A 22,466-nucleotide genomic window follows, 5' to 3' on the forward strand; every position below is an offset into this window, starting at 1 on the left:
GTGGCTCGCTCTTTCTCCGACGCCTGCGAAGTGAGCTGTCGGGTTCGGGCTGGAGTTGCCCGGCCGCGTCGTGCGGTGCGGCTTCACCCCGAGTCGGGGAGTCCGGTGCGGTTGCCACCGGGCCTCCGGCCGACGGAGAAATGGTTCCCCCGCTCCTGCCCGAACGGCTGTGGGGACGACGGTTCCGGGCTCCGACGGGCAGGATTCGGCGTACCGGAGCACGGTGCTCGCGTCTGCGAACCTCTCGGACACTAGGAGATCGAACGGCAGATCACAAGAGGATCACGAGGATCCACGCGGACTCTGACGCTCCGTGGCTACGCGTGCACGTGTAGGGCGGTTGGTGCGCTTGTGGCGTTGGACACCTCCGCCGCGGCGCAGCGCCTCCAGCAGCGGCGGCCCCGCCGGTACGACGAGACCGTGCACCCCGCGGTCCGCGGCGCCGGACAGCGCGGCCCGCCAGGCGTCCGGCCCGGCCGGCGCCGCCACCGGGGTCCAGGGCCCGGCGCCCGGCTCCTCGTACCCGGGCCCGGCGGGCGCCAGCCGGCGGAAGGCGGGCACCGTCGGGGCGACGGCGACGAGTTCCGCGCACCGCCGGGAGTCGGCGGCGAGCGCGAGCCGGCGCTCGCTCAGCAGCACGACGGTGGCCAGCGCCCGGGCCAGCCACGCGGCCTGCGGAACACTGTCGGGCAGGGCGACGACGAGCTTCGCCCGGTTCGTGGCGCCGGCCAGGGCGGCGGCGAGCGCCAGCACGTCGTGCGCCGGGTCCGGACCGCCGTCCAGCCACAGCGCGTCGGCGCCCGCGGAGTCGTACGCCGCGCACTCCGCCAGCCAGACGCCGGGCTCCTCCGGCATCTTGGGGAGCAGTACCCCGACGTGGACCGCCCGTCTAGCGCCGGCAGCGCCGCCGGACGGGGGTGGAGATGCGCTCATCGTGGGCCTCCCCGAGTGGCTGATGAGGGCCATCGGGGGCATACCGTACGCCGTTACGTCGCGTAAGGCAGCGGTTCGTGCACCCACAGTTCATGATTTCTGGAATTCCACGAGCGCCCGTACCCCCCGCAGACGCCGAGGGAGGGGACGCCCCCCGGGCGTCCCCTCCCTCTCTGTGCTCCCGGCCGGCGGCCCGCGTCAACCGACGCGGGCCACACCCCCGTTCGCCGGGTCGTGCTCGCCGTCCAGCGGGACCGGCGAGTGGACCCTGCGGCGCCGCCGCACGTGCGCGGCGGCGGCGCCGGGCTCGGTCATTCCGGGCTGCGGGAGAGCAGGAAGTCGGCTTCGCCGGCCTTCGCGCCCTCGATGAAGGCGTCCATCTCGCCGGGGGTGTAGATCAGGGCGGGGCCGTCGGGGTCGGCCGAGTGCCGTACCGCTATCCGGCCGTCCCGCAGCCTCATGGTCTCGACGCAGTTGCCGCCGTTGCCGCCGCTCCACGGCTTGCGCCAGCCCTCGGCGCCGAGGTCCGCGGCCGGCATACCGTTGTAAATGCGTTCCATTCACAGCTCCTTGCGGAAGTCCCGGAGGATCTCCTTCGTGCGTTTCGCCGTCGCCGCCTGGGCCGCCATGTGGTCCAGCGCGGCGAGGTGAGAGGCCACCTCGTGCCGGCCGTCGAGGTAGACGGCACCGGTGAGGTACTCGGTGTAGATCATGTCCGGCAGCTCCGGAACCGCGAACCGGAAGAGGACGAAGGGGCTGTACGTGCCCGGGTGGTGCCCGGTGCGGAACTCCGCCATCTGGAGCGTGACGTTCGGCCGCGAGGCGACGTCGAGGAGCCGGTCGACCTGCGCGCGCATCACCTGGCCGTCGCCCACCGGGCGGCGCAGCACGGTCTCGTCCACGATCGCCCAGAACCGCGGCGCGTTCTCGCGGGTGAGCAGCTCCTGGCGCTCCATGCGCAGCGCGACGTGCCGCTCGATCTCCGCGGCTCCCACCCGGCCGAGGGAGCCGACCTTCAGGACGTGCCGCGCGTAGTCCTCGGTCTGCATGAGGCCGGGCACGAAGTGCGGCTCGTACGACCTGATGAGCGACGCCGCGCCCTCCAGGCTCACGTACATGCTGAACCAGTCGGGCAGGATGTCGTGGAAGCGCTGCCACCAGCCGGGCTCGTTGGCCTCCTCGGTGAGCGCGACGAAGGCGTCGACCTCCTCCCGGTCGATGCCGTACGTCTGCAGCAGCAGCTGCACGTACGGGACCTTCAGCGCGACCTCGGCGGTCTCCATCCGGCGGACCGTGGCCGGGGCGACGCGCAGGATCCGGGCCGCCTCCTCGCGCTTCAGCCCGGCGTGCTCGCGCAGCTCCTGCAACCGCTTGCCGAGAACGACCTGCCCCACGGTCGGCGCGGACCGCGGTTCGCTCACGCCATACCTCCCTGTCGGAATGCCTCAAGCAGTGTGCCACGCCCAGTGCTTCGTGCCCACAGTGCAACAGCAACTCTGAAAAATTCACAGTGGGGGTTGCCAAGTGGTCGCGGCGGGACCATAGTTTGGGATGTGAGCCAGTCCACACAGCTGCATCGTTCGGGGGTCGTGACGCAGGACCCCGGCGTGCCGGGGGCCCGTTCGGGGGCGGATGCGGTGCGGTGCGGTTTCGAGGTGCCAGCACGAACGGAGGCCGTTGCGGTCGCCCGCCGGCTGGCCCGCGAGCAACTGCACCGCTGGGAGGTGGAGGGCGAGGTGGGAGACAGCGCCACCCTCGCCCTCTCGGAACTGGTGACCAACGCACTGCTGCATACGGGGAGTCGGCGCATAGGGTGCGAACTGCGCTGCAGCGCCGACAGCCTGCGGCTGGCCGTCACCGATCAGGGTGACGAGCCGGGAAGTCTGCGGGTGCAGCGGTCGTGCGCGGACGAGCAGGGTCGGGGGCTCCTGCTCGTCACCGCGGTAAGCAGCAGCTGGGGGGCGTATGACGCCCGACCCGGCCCGGGCCTGGTGGTCTGGGCGGAGCTGCGCCGTGAGGCGTCGGCGGCCGGGGGGGCCGCCGCGCCGAGCCACCGGCGGGCCGGTGCGTCGGACACATCGGGGGTCGACGCGGTGGCCGGCCGGGCGGTCGTCGAACGGGCGGCCGGATGATGCGCACCGGGCCCGGCGGTCGGCTGCGGCTGGCCGTACCGGGCGCGGGCGCCACGGCGCTCGGCTGCGACGCGGTGGGCGTGCCGGAGCGCATCGGGTACGACGTGATGACCCGGCTGCCCCGCGTCGGCTGCGTCTTCGCCGACGGCAGCCGGTGGTGGTGGATCGTGCCGGCCGGCTCCGACCTCGGTCTGCGCTGGCCGTCGGCCGTCGACTACGCCCCGGGAGCCGCGGTCTCCCGGGCCGCGGCCGGTCCGGGCGGCGGGGCGGCGGCCGTACCCCGGCTGGTGCACCGGCCGGCCGACGGCGTTCCGTACACGCCGCCGATCCCGCTGTACCTGCTGGTCTGTCGGCGCACCGGTGCCGAGCCCGCCTGGTCCTGCGACGTCGCCTGGACGGCCGCGGGCCGCAGCGACGCCGCCTGAGCACCCGCGGCGGACCGGTCGGCGGGCACCTCCTCGATTCGGTTGCGGGGGAGGTGCCCGCGGCCGGCCCGCCAAGGGGTAACGGCACCCGAGGGCCCCGTGCGCCAGACGTCCCGCGCCGGGTGTCCCGCGCTGCCGCGGACCTCGTTCATCAGTCCCGGCGCAGCGCCACCATCGCGTCGTAGCTCGTCTCGGCCGCCCAGATCGAGCCCTGCGGCTCCTCTGGCGCGCGGTCCTGCTCCCAGAAGTACAGCGGCAGCGCCGGCTCCCGCAGCCCGCCGAAGAACGTGTTGAAGTCCAGCTCGCCCTGGCCGAAGACGACGTCGCGGTACTGGTTCGTCTGTGCCGGGTCCCGCACGCCGTCCTTGGCGTGGAAGGCGATGTAGCGCCGCGGGGCGGCGTTGACGTAGTCCAGCGGGTCGAACTCGCCGAGCTGGTCGCGGAAGCGCAGCGAGGCGCCGAACGCCCAGAGGATGTCCAGCTCCAGGAAGACGTACCGCGGGTCGGTGCCGCTGAGGAACAGGTCGTGGCGCCGCACCCCCGGCTGGTCGGAGACCGGGCCGAACTCGTTGGTGTGGTTGTGCTGGTAGATCTTCAGCCCGTGGCGGCTGGCCGCCTCCCCGGACTCGTTGAAGCGGTCGGCGCCGGCCTGGATCTCCGCCGCCGTGCCGCCGGGGAAGTCGCTGGCGGTGCCGACGTAGTCCATGCCGAGCGCGACGGCGTTCTCGAACTCCTGCTCGCGGGTGTCCGCGTTGAGCAGCGCGTCGAGCCCGATGTGGGCGCCGCCGGCGCGCAGGCCGTTGTCGTCGAGCAGCGTGCGCAGCTTCGCCACGGTCATGTCCGGCTCCGCCGGCGAGGTGTAGCCGGCGAACTCGATGTGCTTGTAGCCGATCTCGGCCAGCTCCGTCAGTACCGGGGTGAAGCCGCGCTGCTGGATCTGGTCGCGGACGCTGTAGAGCTGGAGGCCGATACGGCCCCGGGGGATCAGGCCGCCGCGGCCGTTTCCGCGGGCGGCGGCGTGGGCCCCGGCGCCCGCTGCGACGGCGGCGGTGCCGGCCGCGGTGCCGGCGGCGGCCCGGAGGAATCCACGGCGGTGCAGGCTGGGCTTGCTCATGTCGTCTCTCCTGCGAGGTAGGTGTGGACGGGGTGGAGCCGCGGGGTGGCGTACGCGCGCACGCCACCCCGCGCCGTGCCGGAGGGTCAGCCGACGGCCTTCGTGACGGCCCGGTCGCTGCCGACGTGGCCGGCCGGGTCGGTGTACTCGGCGACGAACACGCCGGTGACGTTGCCCTCGGAGGGGTCGTGGCCCGCGATGGGCTCGGTCTGGATCGTGCCGCTGCAGCCCGCGGTGGTGCTCTGCGGGTGCCCGTGCGCGTCGTGGCCCACGATGTAGTGCACCTTGACCTTGCTGCAGTCCACCTCGGCCTCGTCGACCACCGTGACCTCGAACTCCACCGCGTCGCCGAAGTGGAACTCCTGGTCGTCGACCGGCTTGACCAGGGTCACTTCGGGCGCCTGGTCGCCGACGGTGACGTCGACGTCCTTGTACGCCGACCGGCCCTGGGCGTCGGTGACCTTCAGGGCCGCTTTGAAGGTGCCGTCCTCCTCGTACGTGTGCGAGGCGTTCACGTCGGTGGAGTCGGTCCTGCCGTCGCCGTCGAAGTCCCAGGCGTAACGCACCCGGTCCCCGTCGGGGTCGGCGGTGCCGTCGGCGGAGAACTCGACGGCCAGCGGCGCGAGGCCCTTGACCGGCGCGGCGGCCAGCTCGACCTTCGGCGCGTGGTTGCCGGTGCGGCCGATGTAGTCGATGCGGGAGAGCTGCGCGTCCGGGTTCTCCGAGAAGTAGCCGTCGCCGTACTCCAGGACGTAGAGGGCGCCGTCCGGGCCGAACTCCAGGTCCATGGGGTTGTCGACGGGCGGCGTGGCGACCGCCTGGGCGACCGGGTTGACCGCCTCCACGGCGCCGGAGCCGTCGAGCCTGAACTCCCGGATGTAGTCGCGGGACCACTCGGCGAACAGCGGCGTCCCGTCGTAGTACCGCGGCCAGGCCACATCGGGGTTCCGCAGCGTGGTCAGCGAGCTGTGCTCGTACGCCGGGCCCGCCATCGGGGCGATGCCGCCGGTGCCCAGGCCCGGGAACTCGGCGGACTCGCCGTAGGAGTACCAGACCTCCGGCTGCTCCACGGAGGGCAGCTCGGTGCGGCCGGTGTTGTGCGGCGAGGTGTTCACCGGCTGGTCGCAGTCGAAGGCCGCGCCGGAGGTCTCGGTGGCGAAGTCGAAGTCGTTGTACGGCAGTTCGGCGGTGGCGCAGTACGGCCAGCCGTAGTTGCCGGGCTCGTCGAGGACCAGCCACTTGCCGTGTCCGGCCGGGCCGCGGGCGTCGCTGGCCTCGCGGGCGTCGGGGGAGTAGTCGGCGACGTAGACGTCGTCGGTCTGCGGGTCGATCTCCATCCGGTACGGGTTGCGCAGGCCCATGGCGTAGATCTCCGGCCGCGTCTTGTCCGTGCCGGGCTCGAAGAGGTTGCCCCCGGGGATGCCGTACGAGCCGTCGCCGCGGACCTTGATGCGCAGCACCTTGCCGCGCAGGTCGTCGGTGTTCGCGGCGGTCCGCTGGGCGTCGAACGCCGGGTTGCGCCCGTCCCGTTCGTCGATCGGCGTGTAGCCGTCCGACTCGAACGGGTTGGTGTCGTCACCGGTGGTCAGGTAGAGGTTGTTCTGGGAGTCGAAGGCGATGTCGCCGCCGACGTGACAGCAGATGCCGCGGTCGACCGGGACCTGGAGGATCTTCTGCTCGGTGGCCAGGTCGAGGGTGTCGCCCTTGAGCTTGTACCGGGACAGCTGCAGGTGGCCCTGGTAGCGGTCCCAGTCCGCCTGCGTGCCCTCGAAGGGCGCGTCGCCCTCGTTGACGGGGGTGTCGGGGTCGTCGACCGGGGTGTCCAGCGGCGGCGAGTAGTAGAGGTAGACCCACTGGTTCTTGCGGAAGTCCGGGTCGATGGCGACGTTCTGCAGGCCCTCCTCGTCATGCTGGTACACGTCCAGCTCGGCGGCCAGCTTGTTCACGCCCGTGTCCGGGTCGTTGAGCCACACCTTGCCGGCGCGGGTGACGTGCAGGACCCGCTCGTCGGGCAGGACGGCGAGGTCGAGCGGCTCGCCCGGGCGGTCGTTGAGCGTGATCTTCTCGAAGGCGGAATCCGGTGGCGGCTGCTCGGCGGCGTTCGGCGCCGCCGCGGTCACGCCGGGCGCGACCAGCAGCGCGGCGCTGACCGCGCCGGCGGCGAACAGGGCCAGTCTCTTGAGCATTTCCCCTCCCAGGGGCTCGGACGGCAAGGCGGCTGGACACGCTCCTGGGTGGTCGACCCGTTTGCGCCGTCCTGATCGGCCCGCGCGCTGCGGCTCATGCGCGGCTTCACGTCCCCCCGCCGTACACGCTCCCGACATGTGACGGCGGCCGGTTGGAGATTAGACCTCTTTCGACGCAAGGCCAATGCCTACGACCAGAATCGGCGCTACTTTGTCTTTGGAAAGAGCAAACTAGGGTGTGGCGGGGGACGGTTCGGCACCCGGCCCGCAAGCGCCTCGGTCAGGCCGGCGTCTTGCCACCGGCGGGGAAGTCCGACGCCTCGCGCTGCCGCGGCAGCAGTACCTGGGTGTCCTGCTGGTGCAGCACGATGTTGCGCACCGGGTGGGCGATCTCGATGCCCTCCTCCCGGTAGCGCAGCTGCAGCCGCTTGATGAACTCGTGCTTGATACGGAACTGGTCGCTGAACTCCCCGGCCCGCAGTACCACGGAGAAGCCGGCGCGGGAGTCGCCGAAGGTGTGGAAGCGGACCACCGGGTCGTGCTCCGGCACGCCGCCCTCGACCGCCGCCATGATCTCCCGCGCCACCTCCACCGTCACCCGCTCGACCTGGTCGAGGTCGCTGGAGAGCGCGACGCCCGCCTGCACGACGATGGACAGCTCCTGCTCCGGGCGGTGGTAGTTCGTCATGATGGTGCTGGCGAGCTGGTCGTTGGGGATGACGACGAGGTTGTCCGACTGGGTGCGGATCACGGTGTTGCGCCAGTTGATGTCGGTGACGTAGCCCTCTTCCCCGCTGCTGAGCCGGATGTAGTCCCCGACCTGCACCGTCTTGGAGGCCAGGATGTGCACCCCGGCGAAGAGGTTGGCGAGCGTGTCCTGCAGCGCCAGCGCCACCGCCAGGCCGCCCACGCCGAGCGCGGTGAGCAGCGGCGCGATCGAGATGCCCAGGGTCTCCAGCAGGATCAGCAGCCCGATCGCCAGCACCGCGATCCGGGTGATGTTGACCAGGATCGTGGCCGAGCCCACGCCCTGCGAGCGGACCCCCATCAGCTGTGCGACCACCCGGGCGGCGGCGACGGTGACCGTCAGGATGAGCACGGCGACGACGATCTGGTCCACCGTGTGCTCGACCGGGCGCTTCAGCGGCAGCGACGCCGCGGCGATCGAGACGCCGCCGGCCAGTGCGCCCCAGGGGGCCATCGTGCGCAGCGCGCCCACGAGGATGTCGTCGCCTGCCCAGCTCGTCCGCGTCGCGCGCTTGCTCAGCCAGCCCAGCAGCACGCGCAGCAGCAGGCCGGCGCTGATGCCGCCGAGGACGGCGGCGCCGGCGACGACCAGATCGTGCAGAGTGAGGGCTCGGTTCACCTTGATACCTGTCTCGTTCGGGTACGGGGCACGTCCGGACGCCTGTGCGATCCGGCGTGGCCGCCATCCTGCCGCATACGGGCAGGGTGCTGGCCCCGTGCCCGGGCAAGCGGAGCGCCCGGGCGGGTCAGAGACGGAAGGGGAAGGTCAGGGTCAGCACTGAGGCGGCGCGGCTGCCGCCCGGCCACGGTGGTGATCACCGGCTCCGCTCCGCGACGGGCGCGACGGGGGTGGACCAGACCGGGACCCCGTCGTCCGGAGGGGGAAGGGCCGGACGGCGGGGTCCCGGGGTGCGGGGCGGGCTCAGTAGGCGCCGAAGACGTTGTCGATCGAGCCGTAGCGGTCGGCGGCGTAGTTGCACGCGGCGACGATGTTGGCGACCGGGTCGGTGATGATCGTCGAGGTGCCGGCCACGTGGTAGGCGGCGAAGGTGGGCGGGATCACCTGCAGCAGGCCCTGCGAGGGGATGCCGGCCGCGGCGTTGGAGTCCCAGTTGTTGATCGCGTTCGGGTCGCCGCCGGACTCCCGCAGGATGTTGCGGTAGATGCCTTCGTACGAGCCGGGGATGCCGTTGGCCTCCATGACGACGAGCGCCTCGTTGATCCACTCGTCCAGGGTCGTGCCCACCGTGGCCGGCGCGGCCGCCGGGGCGGCGGGTGCCTGGGGCGCGGCGGTGGCCTGCGGCGCCACCGCGACGCTGAGGGCTACGGCCGCGGCGGCGCAGCCGCCGGCGGCCAGCAGTCGTCTACGGGTGGAGAGGGCGGGGCGCTGACGGGCGGGAGCAGACATGTGAGCGGGTCTCTTTCCGTTTGCCGTACGTGGGGACGGCCGTCGGTAAATTGCGGCACCGAGCGACTCGGGAAGTTTTAACGGACATAAACCCGGAATGCACGCAGCCCTGTTACTACCCCTCATAGTGCGACAAGCCGCGGAGACTGCCCCTTCACTGAGGCGCCGGGCGGCCTGGTGCCGGGGGTATGTACGACGGCGCTTCGTATGTGACGCAGCCCATATGGGCGAGGTCACAAGCGAAAAGGGCACCGATAAGTAAAACGGACATTGCCGTTCCTTTGCCTGCAAATTGCTAGGTGAAGGGGTGCGATCGGCCGCGTTCAGCCGGTCAGTTCCTTGGTCAGCGGTGCCGGGAAGCTGACCACGAGGCCGTGCGCCGCAAGCCAGTTCTCCAGCCGCTCCACCTCCTCGGCGACGGCCCGCCGGGCCTCCGCGCCGCGGTCGGCGAGCAGGCGGTGCACGACGGCGCCGTCGCGGCGCTGTGCCCAGGCGCCGACGATCTCGCCGCGCCACCAGACCGTGGGCCCGGCGTTGCCCGCGCTGTCGAAGAGGAGCCTCGTGTGGGCCGGGTCCGTATACCAGTCGCGGTCGCGCCAGCCCATGGTGGCCGGGTCGAGGCCGGGCAGCAGCGCCGCCCACGGGCCGGGGTCCGGGGCCTCGCCGAGATCGCCCGGCAGCACGTACCCGACACCCGCGTCGAGCGGCACCTCCGTCGCCGCGATCTCCGCCAGTGCGGCGCGGGCCTGGCCCAGGGGCAGCCCGGTCCACCACTTCACGTCCGCGAGCGTGCCCGGCCCGAACGCGGCCAGCCAGCGCCGCACCAACTCGGCGCGCGCCCGCGCCGGTTCCATCGGCGGCGCCGGCGGCGCCACCGCGAAGCGGAACTGCCCTGACGTCCAGCCGCCCAGCGGCCTGGTGCGCCGGATCCGGCCCTCCATGGCCAGCACCCGCATGACCCCGCTGCCGGCCCGGGGACGCGACTCGTACGACTTCCCCGGGTGCAGCGTGTACGTCACGGCCAACTCCGGCACGGCGGCCGTGACCTCGGCGGCGCTCGCCTCGCCCAGCTCCGCGAGCGCGGCCAGCGCCCGGTCCTGGGCGGCGGCCAGCCAGGCGTCGTCGTAGCCGGGCCCGGCGGTGGCGAGCTGCTTCACCAGCAGCGCGCGCTCGCGGGCGGCGACGGTCTCGGCGACGGCGAAGCGGAGCATCGGCACGAGACCGGTGGGCACCACCCACAGCGTGCGGCGCATCGCGTGCATCCGCTGCAGCGACCCGTCCTCGTACAGCGCCCGGTCCAGCGCGGCGAGCGACGGGTCGCGCATCCGGGCGCGGGCGGAGAGCGCGACGGTCGGCGAGTCCGTCGCGTGCAGCCCCACGAGCGCCTCCGCCACCTCCTCGGGCCGCGTGGCGCGCGCGGAGCCGACGAGCAACTGCCGGTGCGCGAGCCGGGCACGGCGCTGCGCGGTGGTGATCCCCATGCGGCCACCCTACGAAGCGGGTCTGACACCGGGCCCGCACGCCCCGGCGAGCCGCCGCCGGCGGGCCCGCCGGGGCGTCGGCGTCCTGGCCGAACCTAGCCCTCCCGGACCACCGCCACCGGGCACGGCGCCAGATGCAGTACCCCGTGGCTGGCCGGGCCCAGTTGTATGCCCGTCGCCCCCGCCCCGGCCGTCGCGTCCGCGGCCGGCGTGCGGCGGGCGCCGAGGACGACGAGGTCCGCCGTGGCCGCCGCCGTCAGCAGGGTGTCGCGCGCCAGGCCCTCCGGCGCCTGCCGCTCCAGCGGTACGTCCGGGTGGCGCTCCGCCGCCGCGCGCACGGCGCGGTCCAGCGCCCACTCCGCCTCCCGCATCCGCGGGTCCGGCGCCCCGCCCAGGGTGTGCGCGTGCGTCGCCACGCCCCGCTCCGGCGAGCGCCAGGAGTGCACCGCAGTCACCGCGCAGCCGCGCGCCTGCGCCTGCCGGAACGCGAAGTCCACCGCCGCCGGCTCCGCCCCGTCGTGCCCGGTGCCGAGCACGATCCGGCCGAACTCGCCGCGCCGCGCCCGCTCCTCGCCCCGTACCACCACGACCGGGCAGGCCGCCCGCGCCGCCACGGTCAGCGCCACCGACCCCAGGGGCAGGGCGTCGTGCCCCCCGCGACCCCGGTCGCCGACGACGAGCACCGTGCCCTTGTCCGCCTCGCGCAGCAGGGCCGGCACCGGGTCGCCGGACAGCGACTCCGCCTCCACCGGCACGTCCCGGCCGTGCTCGCGGGCCCGTTCGCCCGCGGTCGCGAGGATGTGCTCCGCCACACTCCGGCCGCGCGGCCGGGCGGCGGTGAACTCCGGCCACGTGCGCTCGTACGGCTCCCACAGCGGCGCGTACACGATCCGCACGCCGACGCCGTGCCGGACCGCCTCGGCCACCGCCCAGTCGAGCGCCGCGAGGCTCGCGTCCGAGCCGTCCACCCCTGCTACCAACTTCCTCATGGCCACGAGGCTTGCATACGGCGCACGGCGCGGGCGAGGGGTCACCCGCCCCGGTGGGGCCCGGCGCGCGCCCCTCGGGCGCCGTCTCCGGCCGTCGCCTCCGGGGCGTCGGGGGCCGCGGGGGAGTACGGGACGGGCCGCGCGCCCCGTGCCGCGCCGGCCGCCGTGGCCGGCGAAGCGGGACCGGCGGGCCCGAGCAGTTGGACGCGTCCTCTTGCGCCGACCTCAAGTGATCTGGGACACAAGGAGTGCGGCCTTGTGTGCTACTCACGGGTTGGTCATACTCGGCGAGTTGTCTGGCAGTGATAAATCCGTTCGCTGCTGCTTGGCATGCGCATGTCCACTCAAATCCTCCAGAATCCCCCGCCGCCGGACGGATCCAACCCCCCATAGGAGGCAGCACGTTGAAGTATCGAGCCATATCCAAGAGCCGGTACGCCATCGCCGGCGTCGGCGCCGCCGCGCTGATCGCCGGCAGCCTGACGCTCGCGACAGCCAACGCCAGCACGAGTGAGCCCGACGCCGACACTCTCTCGTCGGCCGCCGCAAGCGACCTCGCGGGCACCCTCGTCCAGGACCTCAAGGGCGGTGCGGCCGGGGCGTACTACGACGCCAAGGCCAAGGAACTCGTCGTCAACGTCGTCAGCGACGAGGCCGCCGAGCAGGCCGAGGCGGCGGGCGCCCGTGCGCGTACCGTCGACCACACCACGAAGCAGCTCAAGGCCGCCAAGGCGGACCTCACCCAGGGCGCCACCGCCGGCACGTCGCGGGCGCTCGACCCGGTCACCAACCAGGTCGTCGTCACCGCCGACAGCACGGTCAAGGGCGCCGAACTGGCCCAGCTGAAGAAGGAGGTCGCGGCGCAGGACGGCAAGGCGGTGCTCAAGCGCAGCGAGGGCACGTTCAAGCCGTACATCGCCGGTGGCGACGCCATCTACACGGGCGGCTCGCGCTGCTCGCTCGGCTTCAACGTGACCAAGGGCGGGGAGCCGTACTTCCTGACCGCCGGTCACTGCGTCGAGCTCGGCGGCAGCTCCTGGTCCGAGAGCTCGGGCGGGCCCGTCATCGGCGAGGCCGAGGGCGCGACCTTCCCGGGCAACGACCGGGCGCTCGTCAAGTACGTGGCGGACACCGAGCACCCGAGCGAGGTCGACCTCTACGACGGCACCACCCAGGAGATCACCGGTGCGCGTGAGGCCACGGTCGGCGAGACCGTGCAGCGCAGCGGCAGCACGACCCAGGTGCACGACGGCACCGTCATCGCGCTCGACGTGTCGGTGACGTACCCGGAGGGCACGGTCGACGGCCTGATCCAGACCGACGTCTGCGCCGAGCCCGGCGACAGCGGCGGCTCGCTCTTCGCGGGCACCGACGCGCTCGGCCTGACCTCGGGCGGGAGCGGCGACTGCTCCAGCGGCGGTGAGACGTTCTTCGAGCCGGTGGTCGCGGCCCTCGACGAGTACGGGGCCACGCTTCCGTAAGCGCGGCGCACCACGCGCCGACGCACCATGTGAACGGCGTACGACCCGGGCCCCCGGCACCGCACGGTGCCGGGGGCCCGGCCGTGTCCGCGGCCCACCGGCCGCCGTCAGCCGCGGGGCGGCCGGCCGCGACTCCGCCGCCGGTCAGCGCAGCAGGCGGAGCGCCGCGGGGAGCACGTGCGCCGTCAGCGGCAGGGCGGGCGCGGGGATGCCGTCGGTCGCGTACGGCAGCGGCCGGTCGGCCGCCACGCGCACCTGCCGCCCGCGCAGCACCTCGCCGCGCGCCCGCGTCCGCCGCCCCGGGCCGCCGCCGAACACGGCGACGTCCAGCGCCCCGTCGTCGAGCCGGACCTCCGCGGCACAGTCCCCGGCGGAACCGCCGGGGCAGGGGGCGTTGGCGACGACGGCGGTGTGCCCGCGCATCTCGTACGGCGTGCCGTCCACGGTGATACGGAAGAGCGCCGACCGCCGCGACGCCAGCGCGCGCCCCGGCGCCGTGCGGGCCGCGCCCGCACCGATCCACACCGCGCCGAGCGCCACCGCCGCGGGCCGCTCCGGGGCCTGCACCCGCAGCACGTCCACCGGCCGCGGCTCGCCGCCCAGCAGCAGCTCCGCCAGCTCCTCCGCCGCCCGTGGCAGACCCAGCGCCCGCGCGACGGCGCCCTGCCCGACCGCGCCGGGCACCAGCCCGCACACCGCGTCCGTACCCGCGAGCGCGCCGGCCACGGTGGCGGCCATGCCGTCGCCGCCCACCGCGAGCACGGTGCGGCCCGACGCGGCGGCCCGCCCGGCGAGTTCGGCGGCGTGCTCGAAGCCGCGGCTGTACTCCGCCTCGACCTGCGCCCCGGCGCCGCGCAGCGCGCGGGCCAGCGGGATGAGCGCCGCGGCCCCGGCGGCCCGGCCGGCGGCGGGATTGACGATGGCGGTGAAGCGGCGCATGGCGGGCTCCGGTTCGGGGGGTGCGGGGACTTCGTGCGGCGGCCGGGTGCGGATCGGGGGTGGGGCGGCGGGCCCGGCGGCCGGACGACCGGCCCGCCGCGACGCCGGGGCACCACCCGCCGCGACCGCGCCGCGCGCGGCAGCCGGCGTACGTACGCCCGCATCCCGCCCCGGCGCCCTCACTCGTCCGCCCGCGGCAGCAGCACGCCCGGGTTGAGGACGCCCGCCGGGTCGAGCGCCGACTTGACCGCGCGCAGCGCCGCCACGCCCAGCGGGCCGATCTCCCGGGCGTACCACGGGCGGTGGTCGGTGCCCACGCCGTGGTGGTGGCTGATCGTGCCGCCGCACTCCAGGATCGCGTCGCTCGCCGCCCGCTTGGCCCGCTCCCACGCGCCCAGCGGGTCGTCGCCCCGGGCGCCGACCACCGTGAAGTACAGCGACGCGCCCGTCTCGTACACGTGCGAGACATGGCACATTACCAGCGGCGGCGTGCCCGCGGCGGTCAGCGTCCCGGTCAGCGCCCCGCGCACCGCCTCGTACAGCCGGGGCAGCGCCGGCCAGAAGCCCGCCGTCTCCAGCGTCTCCGCGAAGGCGCCGGCGTCCAGCAGGGCGTCGCGCAGGTACGGGGCCCGGTAGCGGCCCTGCGCCCACGCCTCGCCCGGCGCCGCGCCGAGCGGCTCGCCGCCGGCCGCCCGCAGGGCGACGTGCGCCGCGGCCCGGCGGTCCGCCGCCTCGCCCGCCGCGCCCTCGTACCCGGCGACGACCAGGCAGCCGCCCGGCTGGGGCGCAGCCGCGCCGATGTCCTCGGGGCGGGCCAGGCCCACCATCGTCTCGGTCTCGTCGGACAGCCGCAGCACCGTCGGCAGCGGCCCGTCCTGCGCCAGCGCGCGCAGCGCCGCCGAGCCCGCGTCGAAGGAACCGAACCGCCAGCCCTCGTACGCCCGGACCTGCGGCAGCGGCCGCACCCGTACGGTCACAGAGGTGATCACCCCGAAGGCGCCCTCCGAGCCCAGCACCAGCTGGCGCAGGTCGGGCCCCGCCGCCGAACGCGGCGCCCGGCCGAGCCGCAGCGTGCCCTCCGGCGTCGCCACGGTCAGCCCGACGACCATCTCGTCGAACCGCCCGTAGCCCGCGGACGCCTGCCCGCTGCCGCGCGTCGCGGCGAAGCCGCCGATCGTCGCCCACTCGAAGGACTGCGGGAAGTGGCCGAGGGTGAACCCGCGCTCGCCGAGCAGCCGTTCGGCCTCCGGCGCGCGCAGCCCGGCGTCGAGGACGGCGGTGCGCGCGACCTCGTCGAGCGCGGTCAGCCGGTCGAGGCGGCGCAGGTCGAGCGCCACCACACCGGAGAAGCCCGCCCCGTTCGCGTACGGCGCGAGCCCGCCGGTCACCGATGTGCCGCCGCCGAACGGCACCACCGCCACCCGCCGCTCCGCGCACGCCCGCAGCACGGCGAGCACCTCGTCGTGCCCGCCCGGCAGCACCACGGCGTCCGGCGCGTCCGCGACCTCGCCGGCGCGGATGCGCAGCAGGTCGGGGGTGGACTTGCCGCGGGTGTGCCGCACCCGGACCGCCGCGTCGGTGCGTACGTGCTCCGCACCGCCCGCCGCCCGCGCGAGCGCGTCGAGGACGTCCGCGGCCAAGCGCGGCGCCGGCACGTCCAGGTCCGCCAGGGCCACCGGCGGCGTGTCCGCCGGCCGCACCCCCAGCAGGTCGCGCAGCAGGTCACGGACGCCGTCGGGGAGGGGCGCCGCCTGCCCGGGATCGCCCCACCCGTTCCACAGCATGTCCAACGCGGTCCTCCCGTACGGGCGTACGACCCAGGACCTGCCGTTCGGATCTTTGCCGGGTTCGCGACCCCTGGCACTGCTCCCCCTGCCTGATCCAGCAAGATCCAAACGGCGGGCCCTAGCCGGAGGGCTTTCCTCCGCCGTCATTCTCGTTACACTGTGACAGGTGAAGTCGAAACGTCACAAGCCCTCGCTGGACGACCTCGCGCTCGACGCGCTGCGCGACTGCGTCCTGGCCGTGGGCGTGCGCCGCACCACGCTCACCGACGTGGCCCGCCGCGCCGGCGTGTCGCGGATGACGCTCTACCGCCGCTGGCCCGACGTGCAATCGCTGGTGGGCGATCTGATGACGCGCGAGTGGATCGATGTCGCGCGCGGCGCCCTGCCCGCCGCGGACGGCGCGGCGAACGCGCGCGAGCTGCTGGTCGCGGGGCTCACGGAGGGCTCGCGGGAGCTGCGCGCGCACCCGTTGTTCCGCAAGATCCTCGACGTCGACCCCGAGCTGCTGCTGCCGTACATGCTCGACCGCCGCGGCGCCAGCCAGGACGTCCTGCTCGACCTGATCGCCGACGACGTGCGCAAGGGCCACGCCGACGGTTCCGTACGCGAAGGGCACGCGGTGCGGCAGGCCAGGGCCGCGCTGCTCGTCGTGCAGTCCTTCACGTTCTCGATGCGCACGATGACCGACGAGGACGACCCCGACCTCGGCACCGCCGCGTTCGAGCGCGAGCTGCGGGGGGTGCTGGAGAGGATGCTCGCGCCATGACCGGGCAGAAAGCGGCAGCGGACCGCGGGGCCGGTGCGCGGACGGCCGCCGACCGGGACTTCTCCCTCAACGCCCGCCGCCGCGCCCGCGAGCTGGCCGGGCTGGCCGCCGGCGAGCGCGTCGACCTGCTGGTCGTCGGGCTCGGCGCCACCGGCGCCGGGGTCGCGCTGGACGCCGCCGCGCGCGGGCTGTCGGTCGCCGCGATCGACGCCCACGACCTGGCCTTCGGCACCTCGCGCTGGAGCAGCAAGCTCGTCCACGGCGGGCTGCGCTACCTGGCCTCCGGCCAGGTCGGCATCGCCCGCGAGTGCGCGGTGGAGCGCGGCGCGCTGCTGGAGCACATCGCGCCGCACCTCGTGCACGTCCAGCCGTTCGTGATTCCCCTCACCCCGCTGACCACCCGTGCCCAGGCCGCCGTCGCCTGGGCCGGGCTGCGCTCCGGCGACCTGCTGCGCGCCGCCGCGCGCACCTCCCGCGCGGCGCTGCCCGCGCCGCGCCGGCTGTCGGCGGTGGAGACCTGGCAACTCGTGCCCGGGCTGCGGCGCTACGGGCTGCGCGGCGGGCTCGTCTCCTGGGACGGGCGGCTGACCGACGACGCCCGGCTGGTGACGGCCGTGGCGCGGACCGCCGCGGGGTACGGCGCCCGGGTGCTGACCCGGGCCCGGGCGGTGGAGCTGACCGGCTCCGGCGCGGTCGTCCGCGACGAGACGACGGGGGAGCGGCTGCACATCCGGGCCCGCGCGGTGGTCAACGCGACCGGGGTGTGGGCCGGTTCGCTGGTGCCCGGGGTGCGGCTGCGCCCGTCGCGCGGCACGCATCTGGTGCTGCGCGCCGAGGCGCTGGGGATGGGGCGGCAGGCGGGCGGGGCGGGGGTGCACATCCCGATCCCGGGGGCGCCCGCCCGGTTCGCGCTGGTGCTGCCGCAGGACGACGGCCGGGTGTACGTGGGACTGACCGACGAGCCGGTCGACGGCGACGTGCCGGACGAGCCGGCGGCGCCGGAGACGGACGTCGGCTTCCTGCTGGACGTGCTGGACTCCGCGCTCGACGTGCCGGTGCGCCGGTCGGACGTCGTCGGCGCGTTCGCCGGGCTGCGCCCGCTGCTGGAGAGCGACGGCCGTACCGCCGACCTCTCCCGCCGGCACGCGATCCTCACCTCGCCGGACGGCGTGGTCACCGTCGTCGGCGGCAAGTTGACGACGTACCGGCGAATGGCCGAGGACGCCGTCGACGCGGCCGTGGCCGGCGCCGGGCTGGCCGCGGGCCCGTGCCGTACCGCCCGGCTGCCGCTCGTCGGCGCCGCGCCGCCGGCGGAGCTGGCGCGGCTGGACGCGCCGCGCCGGCTGGTGCAGCGCTACGGGACGGAGGCGCCGGCGGTGCAGGCGCTGGCCGCCGCCGAGCCCGCGCTCGCCGCGCCGGTCGTCCCCGGATACCCGGTCACCGGCGCCGAGCTGGCCTGGGCCGTACGCCACGAGGGCGCCCTCGACGAGGCCGACCTGCTGGACCGGCGCACCCGCCTGGGGCTGGTGGCGGCGGAGCGGGCGGCCGCGGTGGCAGCCGCCCGCGAGGTGTTGTCCGCGCTGCCCGGGGCGGTCAGCCCAGGGCGTTGAACACGGGGTAGTAGCCGCCGGACTGCCCGGCGGCCGTGGGGTGGTAGGAGTCGCCGATGGGGAAGGTAACGCTGTGCAGCCATTCGCTGTCCGAGCAGATCTCGTGCCCGGTGAACGCCGGCCGGACGTCGCCGTACGAGAAGCCGTGGTCGGCCGCGCGCTTGGCGGTCACGTCGCTCAGCAGGTCGGCGGCGCCGTTGATGGCGGCCCGGGATTCCTCGCTGATGCCGAAGACGCAGCCGCCGCCCAGCTGGTATATCCGCGGGTAGCCCAGCACGACGACCTGCGCGTTGGGGGCGCGGGCGCGGATCGCGTCGTACGCCGCGTCCAGCCGCCCGGGCAGGCTGCCCTCGATGTACGTGCGCGCCTCGTTGATGCGGTCGATACAGGCCGACTCGCCCTGGAGCACACAGGTGGTCATCGCGTCGGCGAAGCCCGCGTCGTTGCCGCCGATGCTGATGGAGACGAGGGAGGTGGCGGAGTCGAGCGGGCCGAGCTGGTTGCTGATGACGTCGTCGGTACGGGCGCCGGAGCAGGCGGTGAAGGAGAAGGACGCCGGGGCGTGGGCGTTCTTCCACAGCACCGGGTAGGCGTTGTTGCTCCGCTTGCAGTCGCCGCTTCCCGAGTCGTACGAACCGGCGCCGACGCCGGAGGCGTAGGAGTCGCCGAGCGCTACGTAGTTCTCGGCGTAGGTGCTCCCGGCGTGGGTGCTCTCGGCGGCTTGGGTGGGCGCGGTGCCGAGCAGCGCCACTGTGGTGGCGACGAGGAAGCCCAGCAACAGCCGCAAGGGCCGGGCAGTTCTCATGGAACCCCCTGGGGGTGAGGTTTTACCGAGTGGTAACCACACCCTGCCCTCTGACACCCATGTCCATGCCAAGGCGCAACTGCGCGCCTGTGATGCGCCGTTCAACCCCTGTTGTGCGAGTTCGCCATGGCATCAGCTGATAATCAGGGCGGCCGTCCGCCCGTTCCGTTCGACGACCTGACCGCAACCGGCAGAGTGCGCCTCTGCGTTGGAGCGTGAGCGACCACCGTGACCGGGAAGAGAACGCTGAGCCCTCGGGTGCGGCCGCTCGGGCCCCGCCCCGGCCGCCCCGACACCAGGGCGGACATCATCCGCGCCGCGAAGCGCATGTTCGCCCGCGGCTACGGCTCCTGCAGCCTGCGCGCCGTCGCGCGTGAGGCGGGTGTCGACCCGTCCCTCCTCGTCCAGTTCTTCGGCAGCAAGGAAGGGCTGTACCTGGCCGCCATCGCCGACGTCATGCGCCCCGACGACGTACTCGACCGGATCGTCGGCGACACCTCCGACGGACTGGGCCGCAGGCTCGCCGGCTACTACTTCGATCTGTGGGACGACGCCGAGACCAGGTGGCCCTTTCAGGCGATCCTGCTCTCCGCCGCCTCGTACCAGCCGGCCGCCGCCGTCCTGCGCGACTTCATCACCCGTGAACTGGTCGCCCGCGTCGCCGCCCGCGCCGTGCCGGACCGGGCGGAGCTGCGCGCGGGCCTCGCCGGCTCGCACCTCGTGGGCACCGCGCTGGTGCGCTACGTGGTGAGATTCGGTCCGCTCGCCGAACTGCCCCGGCCGGAGCTGGCCGAGATCGTGGGCGGCACCATCGACGGGTATCTCTTCGGCCCGCTGCCGTCCACCGGCGGCTAGCCCGGCGGCCGGCGCCGAGTCAACCTCACGGGCCGCCCCTGCGTCAGGGGTGGGGGCGGTGGCGTCCCGAAGCTGCGGCGATCTAGAATCCCGAGCTAACTCAACAGATGTTGATAAAGGGCTTCGTGCCGTGATGGACTCGGCGTAATCGGCGCACTGCCGGAGGGAGAATAATGGCCTTCGACATACCGGGCTACATCAGCACGGCCGGACGCGTCCAGGTCGACGACCTGGACCTCGACGCGTTCGCGGAGCGCCCGCTGTCCGAGGAGGCGCTGCGCTGCCTGCGCTACATGTCGGACGTGGAGAGCCACACGATCTGCTACCTGCGGGACGTGCTGGTCACCCCGTCCCACCGCGACCCGGACGTGACGGCGTTCATGTCGATGTGGGCCTTCGAGGAGTTCTGGCACGGTGAGGCGATCGACTCCGTGCTGCGCGCCCACGGGCAGAAGGCCGACTACGACCACATCCGCGAGGTGCGGGAGGCCCAGGGGCTCAAGGACCGGCTGGCGCCGATCTACCAGTCTGTCGCGGCCAACGCCATCGGCGACGACTTCGTCGCCGTGCACATGACGTGGGGCGCCATAAACGAGTGGTCCGCGCACGCCGCGTACGGAAGCCTGATCGAGAAGGAGCGGCACCCGGAGCTGACCAAGCTGCTCGGCCGCATACAGCGCCAGGAGTCCCGGCACCTCGCGTTCTACGCCAGCCAGGCCAAGGAGCGCCTGGAGCGCTCCAAGCGCGCCCGCTCGCTGGCCCGCTGGGTGACCGAACGCTTCTGGCAGCCCGTCGGCTCCACCATCCAGCCGGTGGAGGAGACCCGCTTCGTGCTGCGGCACCTGCTGGGCGACGACGCGGGCGCCGAGGCGGTGCGCAAGATCGACGAGAAGGTGCACAAACTCCCCGGCATGGCCGGGCTCAACCTGGTCCAGCGCGGCGTCGCGAACTTCGGCGCCGGAGTGCCGGTGGCGGTCGCGTCCGCCGGCCGCGGCTCCCGCGCGCGCGGGCTGCTGGCCGGCGCCGCGGTGGTCGCCGGCGCGGCCGGGATCGCCGCCGTACGACGCCGATCGGCGGGCTCGCAGGCATGACGGAAGCCGGCCCCGCCGCCCCCGACACCGGCGACACGGATGCAGCCGCGGCCGCCGCCGCGCTGCTGGACGAAGTCGGACGACTCGGGAGCGTCGCGGTGGCATACTCCGGTGGCGTGGATTCCACGGTCGTCCTCGCCGCGGCCGTACGCGCCCTCGGCCCCGGCCGGGCCGTCGCCGTCATCGCCGACTCGCCCGCCCTGGCCCGCGGCGAGCTGGCCCTCGCCCGTGACACGGCGGCGGACCTCGGCGCCCCACTCGTCGTCCTGGACACCGACGAGCTGTCCGTCGCCGGCTACCGCGCCAACGCCGGCGACCGCTGCTACTTCTGCAAGCAGACCGTCCTCGGCCGGGTCGCGGGCTACGCCGCGGAGCACGGCTTCGCACACGTCGCCACCGGCACCCACCTCGACGACCGGCGCGCCGCCCACCGCCCCGGGCTGCGCGCCGCCAAGGAACTCGACGCCGCCGAGCCGCTGGCCGCCGCCGGTCTCGGCAAGGCCGCGGTGCGCGCGGTCGCCCGGGCGTGGGGGCTGCCGGTCGCGGAGAAGCCCGGCATGCCGTGCCTGGCGTCCCGTATCGCGGTGGGCATCCCGGTCTCCAAGGACCGGCTGCACCTGGTCGAGCGCGCCGAGGAGCGGGTCCGCGAGACGCTGGACGAGCACCGGGTGGGCGCCCGCGACGTCCGCGTACGCCTGCTGAAGCGCGGCTTCCGGATCGAGCTGGACGCGCCCGCGCACCGCGAGGTGGCCGCCGCCCACGGCCTCGGCGACACGCTGCTGCGCGAGGTCGCCGCCGTCGGCCCGCTCGGCGAGGGCAGCCTCGCCGCCTACCGCACCGGGGCCGTCAGCACCGCCCGCGCCGCCTCCCGCACCGCCTCTCCCGATGGAGCGCCGACGCGATGAGCGAGCCGAGCGACAGCGCCCGCGACGCCACCGGCCTCACCGGCACCCCGTCGGGAGAGGCGGCGCTGCTGGACGGCGGCGTCGCGCAGGTCGGCGACTTCGCCCGGCTCGACGTGGGCCGGCGGCGCCGCACCGGCGTCCCCGAGGTCGTCTACGCGGACGGCAAGACCCCGCAGCAGACGCTCCAGCTCCTCGCCGAACTGCGCCGCCGGACACCGGACTCCCCGGCGCTGGCCACCCGCTGCCCCGAGGAGGTGCTGCGGGAGGCGGCCGACGCCTTCGCGGACGAGCCGGTACGGGCCGACAGCCGCGCCCGCACCGTCACCGTGGGCGCGCTGCCCGCCCCGCGCGGCACGGTCGCCGTGCTCACCGCCGGCACCAGCGACCTGCCCGTCGCCCGCGAGGCCGTCGCGACCCTCGACGCCCTGGGCACCGGCTCCCGGCTCTTCGCCGACGTCGGCGTCGCGGGCCTGTCCCGGCTGCTCTCGCTGCTCACCGAGGTACGCGCCGCGGACTGCGCGATCGTCGTCGCGGGCATGGACGGCGCCCTCCCGAGCGTGGTCACGGGCCTGCTCACCGCCCCCGTCGTCGGCGTCCCCACGAGCGTCGGCTACGGCTTCGCCGACGGTGGCCGCGCCGCTGCCGCGGCGATGCTGGCCTCCTGCGCCCCCGGTCTCACGGTCGTCAACATCGACAACGGCTTCGGCGCCGCCGTGCACGCCGCCAAGATCGTGGGGGTGCGCGTCGGTGAGTGACCCACGGATGTCCGCCGCGCTGGGGGCGTACGCCCTGCCCGGCTGCCGGGCCGGTGT

General features: G+C 74.4%; 21 protein-coding genes and 1 riboswitch. Of the genes, 9 read left to right on the top strand and 12 right to left on the bottom strand.

The window, feature by feature from the left end; genetic code table 11:
• Positions 1-5 precede the first annotated feature (5 nt).
• Positions 6-179: riboswitch (cyclic di-AMP (ydaO/yuaA leader) on the bottom strand.
• Between the two features lie 103 nt (positions 180-282).
• The 3 genes from T328_RS04395 to T328_RS04405 all read right to left on the bottom strand — a co-directional run bounded on the left by T328_RS04395 (position 283) and on the right by T328_RS04405 (position 2,354).
• Positions 283-855 (bottom strand): hypothetical protein, encoded by a 573-nt coding sequence (locus T328_RS04395; protein WP_496494504.1) that lies wholly within the window; start codon positions 853-855, stop codon positions 283-285.
• Between the two features lie 389 nt (positions 856-1,244).
• The gene (locus T328_RS04400) at positions 1,245-1,493 is read right to left on the bottom strand and encodes a DUF397 domain-containing protein (RefSeq protein ID WP_496494505.1); all 249 of its coding nucleotides are present in this window, start codon (positions 1,491-1,493) and stop codon (positions 1,245-1,247) included.
• A complete protein-coding gene (locus T328_RS04405) occupies positions 1,494-2,354 on the bottom strand; it encodes a Sco1979 family transcriptional regulator (RefSeq protein ID WP_496494506.1) in 861 nt (286 codons plus the stop codon).
• 234 nt (positions 2,355-2,588) lie between these two features.
• Here T328_RS04405 and T328_RS04410 point away from each other — a divergent pair, with 234 nt between their 5' ends.
• Both T328_RS04410 and T328_RS04415 read left to right on the top strand, forming a co-directional pair.
• Positions 2,589-3,065, top strand: a complete 477-nt coding sequence (locus T328_RS04410) for an ATP-binding protein (protein WP_496494507.1) — start codon at positions 2,589-2,591, stop codon at positions 3,063-3,065.
• Positions 3,062-3,490, top strand: a complete 429-nt coding sequence (locus T328_RS04415) for a hypothetical protein (protein WP_496494508.1) — start codon at positions 3,062-3,064, stop codon at positions 3,488-3,490. Before T328_RS04410 ends, T328_RS04415 begins: the two co-directional genes overlap by 4 nt.
• A 151-nt stretch (positions 3,491-3,641) precedes the next feature.
• Here T328_RS04415 and T328_RS04420 read toward each other — a convergent pair whose 3' ends face one another.
• The 6 genes from T328_RS04420 to T328_RS04445 form a co-directional block, all read right to left on the bottom strand.
• Positions 3,642-4,604, bottom strand: coding sequence for a sugar phosphate isomerase/epimerase family protein (locus T328_RS04420; RefSeq protein ID WP_496494509.1), 963 nt, complete (start codon positions 4,602-4,604; stop codon positions 3,642-3,644).
• 86 nt (positions 4,605-4,690) lie between these two features.
• The gene (locus tag T328_RS04425) at positions 4,691-6,790 is read right to left on the bottom strand and encodes a PQQ-dependent sugar dehydrogenase (RefSeq protein ID WP_496494510.1); all 2,100 of its coding nucleotides are present in this window, start codon (positions 6,788-6,790) and stop codon (positions 4,691-4,693) included.
• 280 nt (positions 6,791-7,070) lie between these two features.
• Positions 7,071-8,156 carry a mechanosensitive ion channel family protein gene (locus tag T328_RS04430; protein ID WP_496494511.1) on the bottom strand — a complete coding sequence of 362 codons (1,086 nt, stop codon included), beginning with the start codon at positions 8,154-8,156 and terminating at the stop codon, positions 7,071-7,073.
• Between the two features lie 303 nt (positions 8,157-8,459).
• Positions 8,460-8,945, bottom strand: a complete 486-nt coding sequence (locus tag T328_RS04435) for a transglycosylase SLT domain-containing protein (protein WP_496494512.1) — start codon at positions 8,943-8,945, stop codon at positions 8,460-8,462.
• A gap of 323 nt (positions 8,946-9,268) precedes the next feature.
• Positions 9,269-10,426, bottom strand: coding sequence for a winged helix DNA-binding domain-containing protein (locus tag T328_RS04440; RefSeq protein WP_496494513.1), 1,158 nt, complete (start codon positions 10,424-10,426; stop codon positions 9,269-9,271).
• A 95-nt stretch (positions 10,427-10,521) separates the two neighbouring features.
• Entirely contained in the window at positions 10,522-11,415 is an 894-nt protein-coding gene (locus T328_RS04445) for a universal stress protein (protein ID WP_496494514.1), read from the bottom strand.
• 404 nt (positions 11,416-11,819) lie between these two features.
• Between T328_RS04445 and T328_RS04450 the strand changes: the two genes are divergently transcribed.
• Positions 11,820-12,896, top strand: a complete 1,077-nt coding sequence (locus tag T328_RS04450) for a S1 family peptidase (RefSeq protein WP_496494515.1) — start codon at positions 11,820-11,822, stop codon at positions 12,894-12,896.
• 144 nt (positions 12,897-13,040) lie between these two features.
• On the opposite strand, the gene T328_RS04455 is transcribed toward T328_RS04450, so the two are convergent.
• A complete protein-coding gene (locus tag T328_RS04455; protein ID WP_496494516.1) occupies positions 13,041-13,835 on the bottom strand; it encodes a diacylglycerol/lipid kinase family protein in 795 nt (264 codons plus the stop codon).
• A gap of 179 nt (positions 13,836-14,014) precedes the next feature.
• Positions 14,015-15,619 carry an FAD-binding oxidoreductase gene (locus tag T328_RS04460; RefSeq protein WP_496494517.1) on the bottom strand — a complete coding sequence of 535 codons (1,605 nt, stop codon included), beginning with the start codon at positions 15,617-15,619 and terminating at the stop codon, positions 14,015-14,017.
• A 169-nt stretch (positions 15,620-15,788) separates the two neighbouring features.
• Between T328_RS04460 and T328_RS04465 the strand changes: the two genes are divergently transcribed.
• Both T328_RS04465 and T328_RS04470 read left to right on the top strand, forming a co-directional pair.
• Positions 15,789-16,388: a TetR/AcrR family transcriptional regulator gene (locus T328_RS04465; protein ID WP_496494518.1), complete on the top strand. Its 600-nt coding sequence runs from the start codon at positions 15,789-15,791 to the stop codon at positions 16,386-16,388.
• Positions 16,385-17,998 carry a glycerol-3-phosphate dehydrogenase/oxidase gene (locus tag T328_RS04470; protein WP_496494519.1) on the top strand — a complete coding sequence of 538 codons (1,614 nt, stop codon included), beginning with the start codon at positions 16,385-16,387 and terminating at the stop codon, positions 17,996-17,998. Before T328_RS04465 ends, T328_RS04470 begins: the two co-directional genes overlap by 4 nt.
• Here the strand turns inward: T328_RS04470 and T328_RS04475 are convergent.
• Complete coding sequence (locus T328_RS04475; protein ID WP_496494520.1) at positions 17,982-18,803, bottom strand: SGNH/GDSL hydrolase family protein; 822 nt, start codon at positions 18,801-18,803, stop codon at positions 17,982-17,984. The genes T328_RS04470 and T328_RS04475 overlap by 17 nt on opposite strands.
• Positions 18,804-19,031: 228 nt before the next feature.
• Between T328_RS04475 and T328_RS04480 the strand changes: the two genes are divergently transcribed.
• The 4 genes from T328_RS04480 (at position 19,032) to larB (ending at position 22,409) form a co-directional block, all read left to right on the top strand.
• Positions 19,032-19,658: a TetR/AcrR family transcriptional regulator gene (locus T328_RS04480; RefSeq protein ID WP_496494521.1), complete on the top strand. Its 627-nt coding sequence runs from the start codon at positions 19,032-19,034 to the stop codon at positions 19,656-19,658.
• A 173-nt stretch (positions 19,659-19,831) separates the two neighbouring features.
• Complete coding sequence (locus tag T328_RS04485; RefSeq protein ID WP_496494522.1) at positions 19,832-20,749, top strand: ferritin-like domain-containing protein; 918 nt, start codon at positions 19,832-19,834, stop codon at positions 20,747-20,749.
• A complete protein-coding gene (gene larE, locus T328_RS04490; protein ID WP_496494523.1) occupies positions 20,746-21,654 on the top strand; it encodes an ATP-dependent sacrificial sulfur transferase LarE in 909 nt (302 codons plus the stop codon). Before T328_RS04485 ends, larE begins: the two co-directional genes overlap by 4 nt.
• On the top strand, positions 21,651-22,409 hold the full coding sequence (larB, locus tag T328_RS04495; protein ID WP_496494524.1) for a nickel pincer cofactor biosynthesis protein LarB: 759 nt from the start codon (positions 21,651-21,653) through the stop codon (positions 22,407-22,409). The genes larE and larB overlap by 4 nt, the downstream gene beginning before the upstream one ends.
• The last annotated feature ends 57 nt before the right edge of the window (positions 22,410-22,466 follow it).

Source organism: Streptomyces sp. CNX435 (assembly GCF_059570575.1).

Excerpts from the sequence above, each read along its gene's own strand:
- T328_RS04395 (WP_496494504.1), bottom strand. The coding sequence starts at position 855 with ATGCCGGAGGAGCCCGGCGTCTGGCTGGCGGAGTGCGCGGCGTACGAC.
- T328_RS04400 (WP_496494505.1), bottom strand. The coding sequence starts at position 1,493 with ATGGAACGCATTTACAACGGTATGCCGGCCGCGGACCTCGGCGCCGAG.
- T328_RS04415 (WP_496494508.1), top strand. The coding sequence starts at position 3,062 with ATGATGCGCACCGGGCCCGGCGGTCGGCTGCGGCTGGCCGTACCGGGC.
- T328_RS04420 (WP_496494509.1), bottom strand. The coding sequence starts at position 4,604 with ATGAGCAAGCCCAGCCTGCACCGCCGTGGATTCCTCCGGGCCGCCGCC.
- T328_RS04425 (WP_496494510.1), bottom strand. The coding sequence starts at position 6,790 with ATGCTCAAGAGACTGGCCCTGTTCGCCGCCGGCGCGGTCAGCGCCGCG.
- T328_RS04435 (WP_496494512.1), bottom strand. The coding sequence starts at position 8,945 with ATGTCTGCTCCCGCCCGTCAGCGCCCCGCCCTCTCCACCCGTAGACGA.
- T328_RS04440 (WP_496494513.1), bottom strand. The coding sequence starts at position 10,426 with ATGGGGATCACCACCGCGCAGCGCCGTGCCCGGCTCGCGCACCGGCAG.
- T328_RS04445 (WP_496494514.1), bottom strand. The coding sequence starts at position 11,415 with ATGAGGAAGTTGGTAGCAGGGGTGGACGGCTCGGACGCGAGCCTCGCG.
- T328_RS04455 (WP_496494516.1), bottom strand. The coding sequence starts at position 13,835 with ATGCGCCGCTTCACCGCCATCGTCAATCCCGCCGCCGGCCGGGCCGCC.
- T328_RS04460 (WP_496494517.1), bottom strand. The coding sequence starts at position 15,619 with ATGCTGTGGAACGGGTGGGGCGATCCCGGGCAGGCGGCGCCCCTCCCC.
- T328_RS04470 (WP_496494519.1), top strand. The coding sequence starts at position 16,385 with ATGACCGGGCAGAAAGCGGCAGCGGACCGCGGGGCCGGTGCGCGGACG.
- T328_RS04475 (WP_496494520.1), bottom strand. The coding sequence starts at position 18,803 with ATGAGAACTGCCCGGCCCTTGCGGCTGTTGCTGGGCTTCCTCGTCGCC.
- T328_RS04485 (WP_496494522.1), top strand. The coding sequence starts at position 19,832 with ATGGCCTTCGACATACCGGGCTACATCAGCACGGCCGGACGCGTCCAG.
- larE (WP_496494523.1), top strand. The coding sequence starts at position 20,746 with ATGACGGAAGCCGGCCCCGCCGCCCCCGACACCGGCGACACGGATGCA.
- larB (WP_496494524.1), top strand. The coding sequence starts at position 21,651 with ATGAGCGAGCCGAGCGACAGCGCCCGCGACGCCACCGGCCTCACCGGC.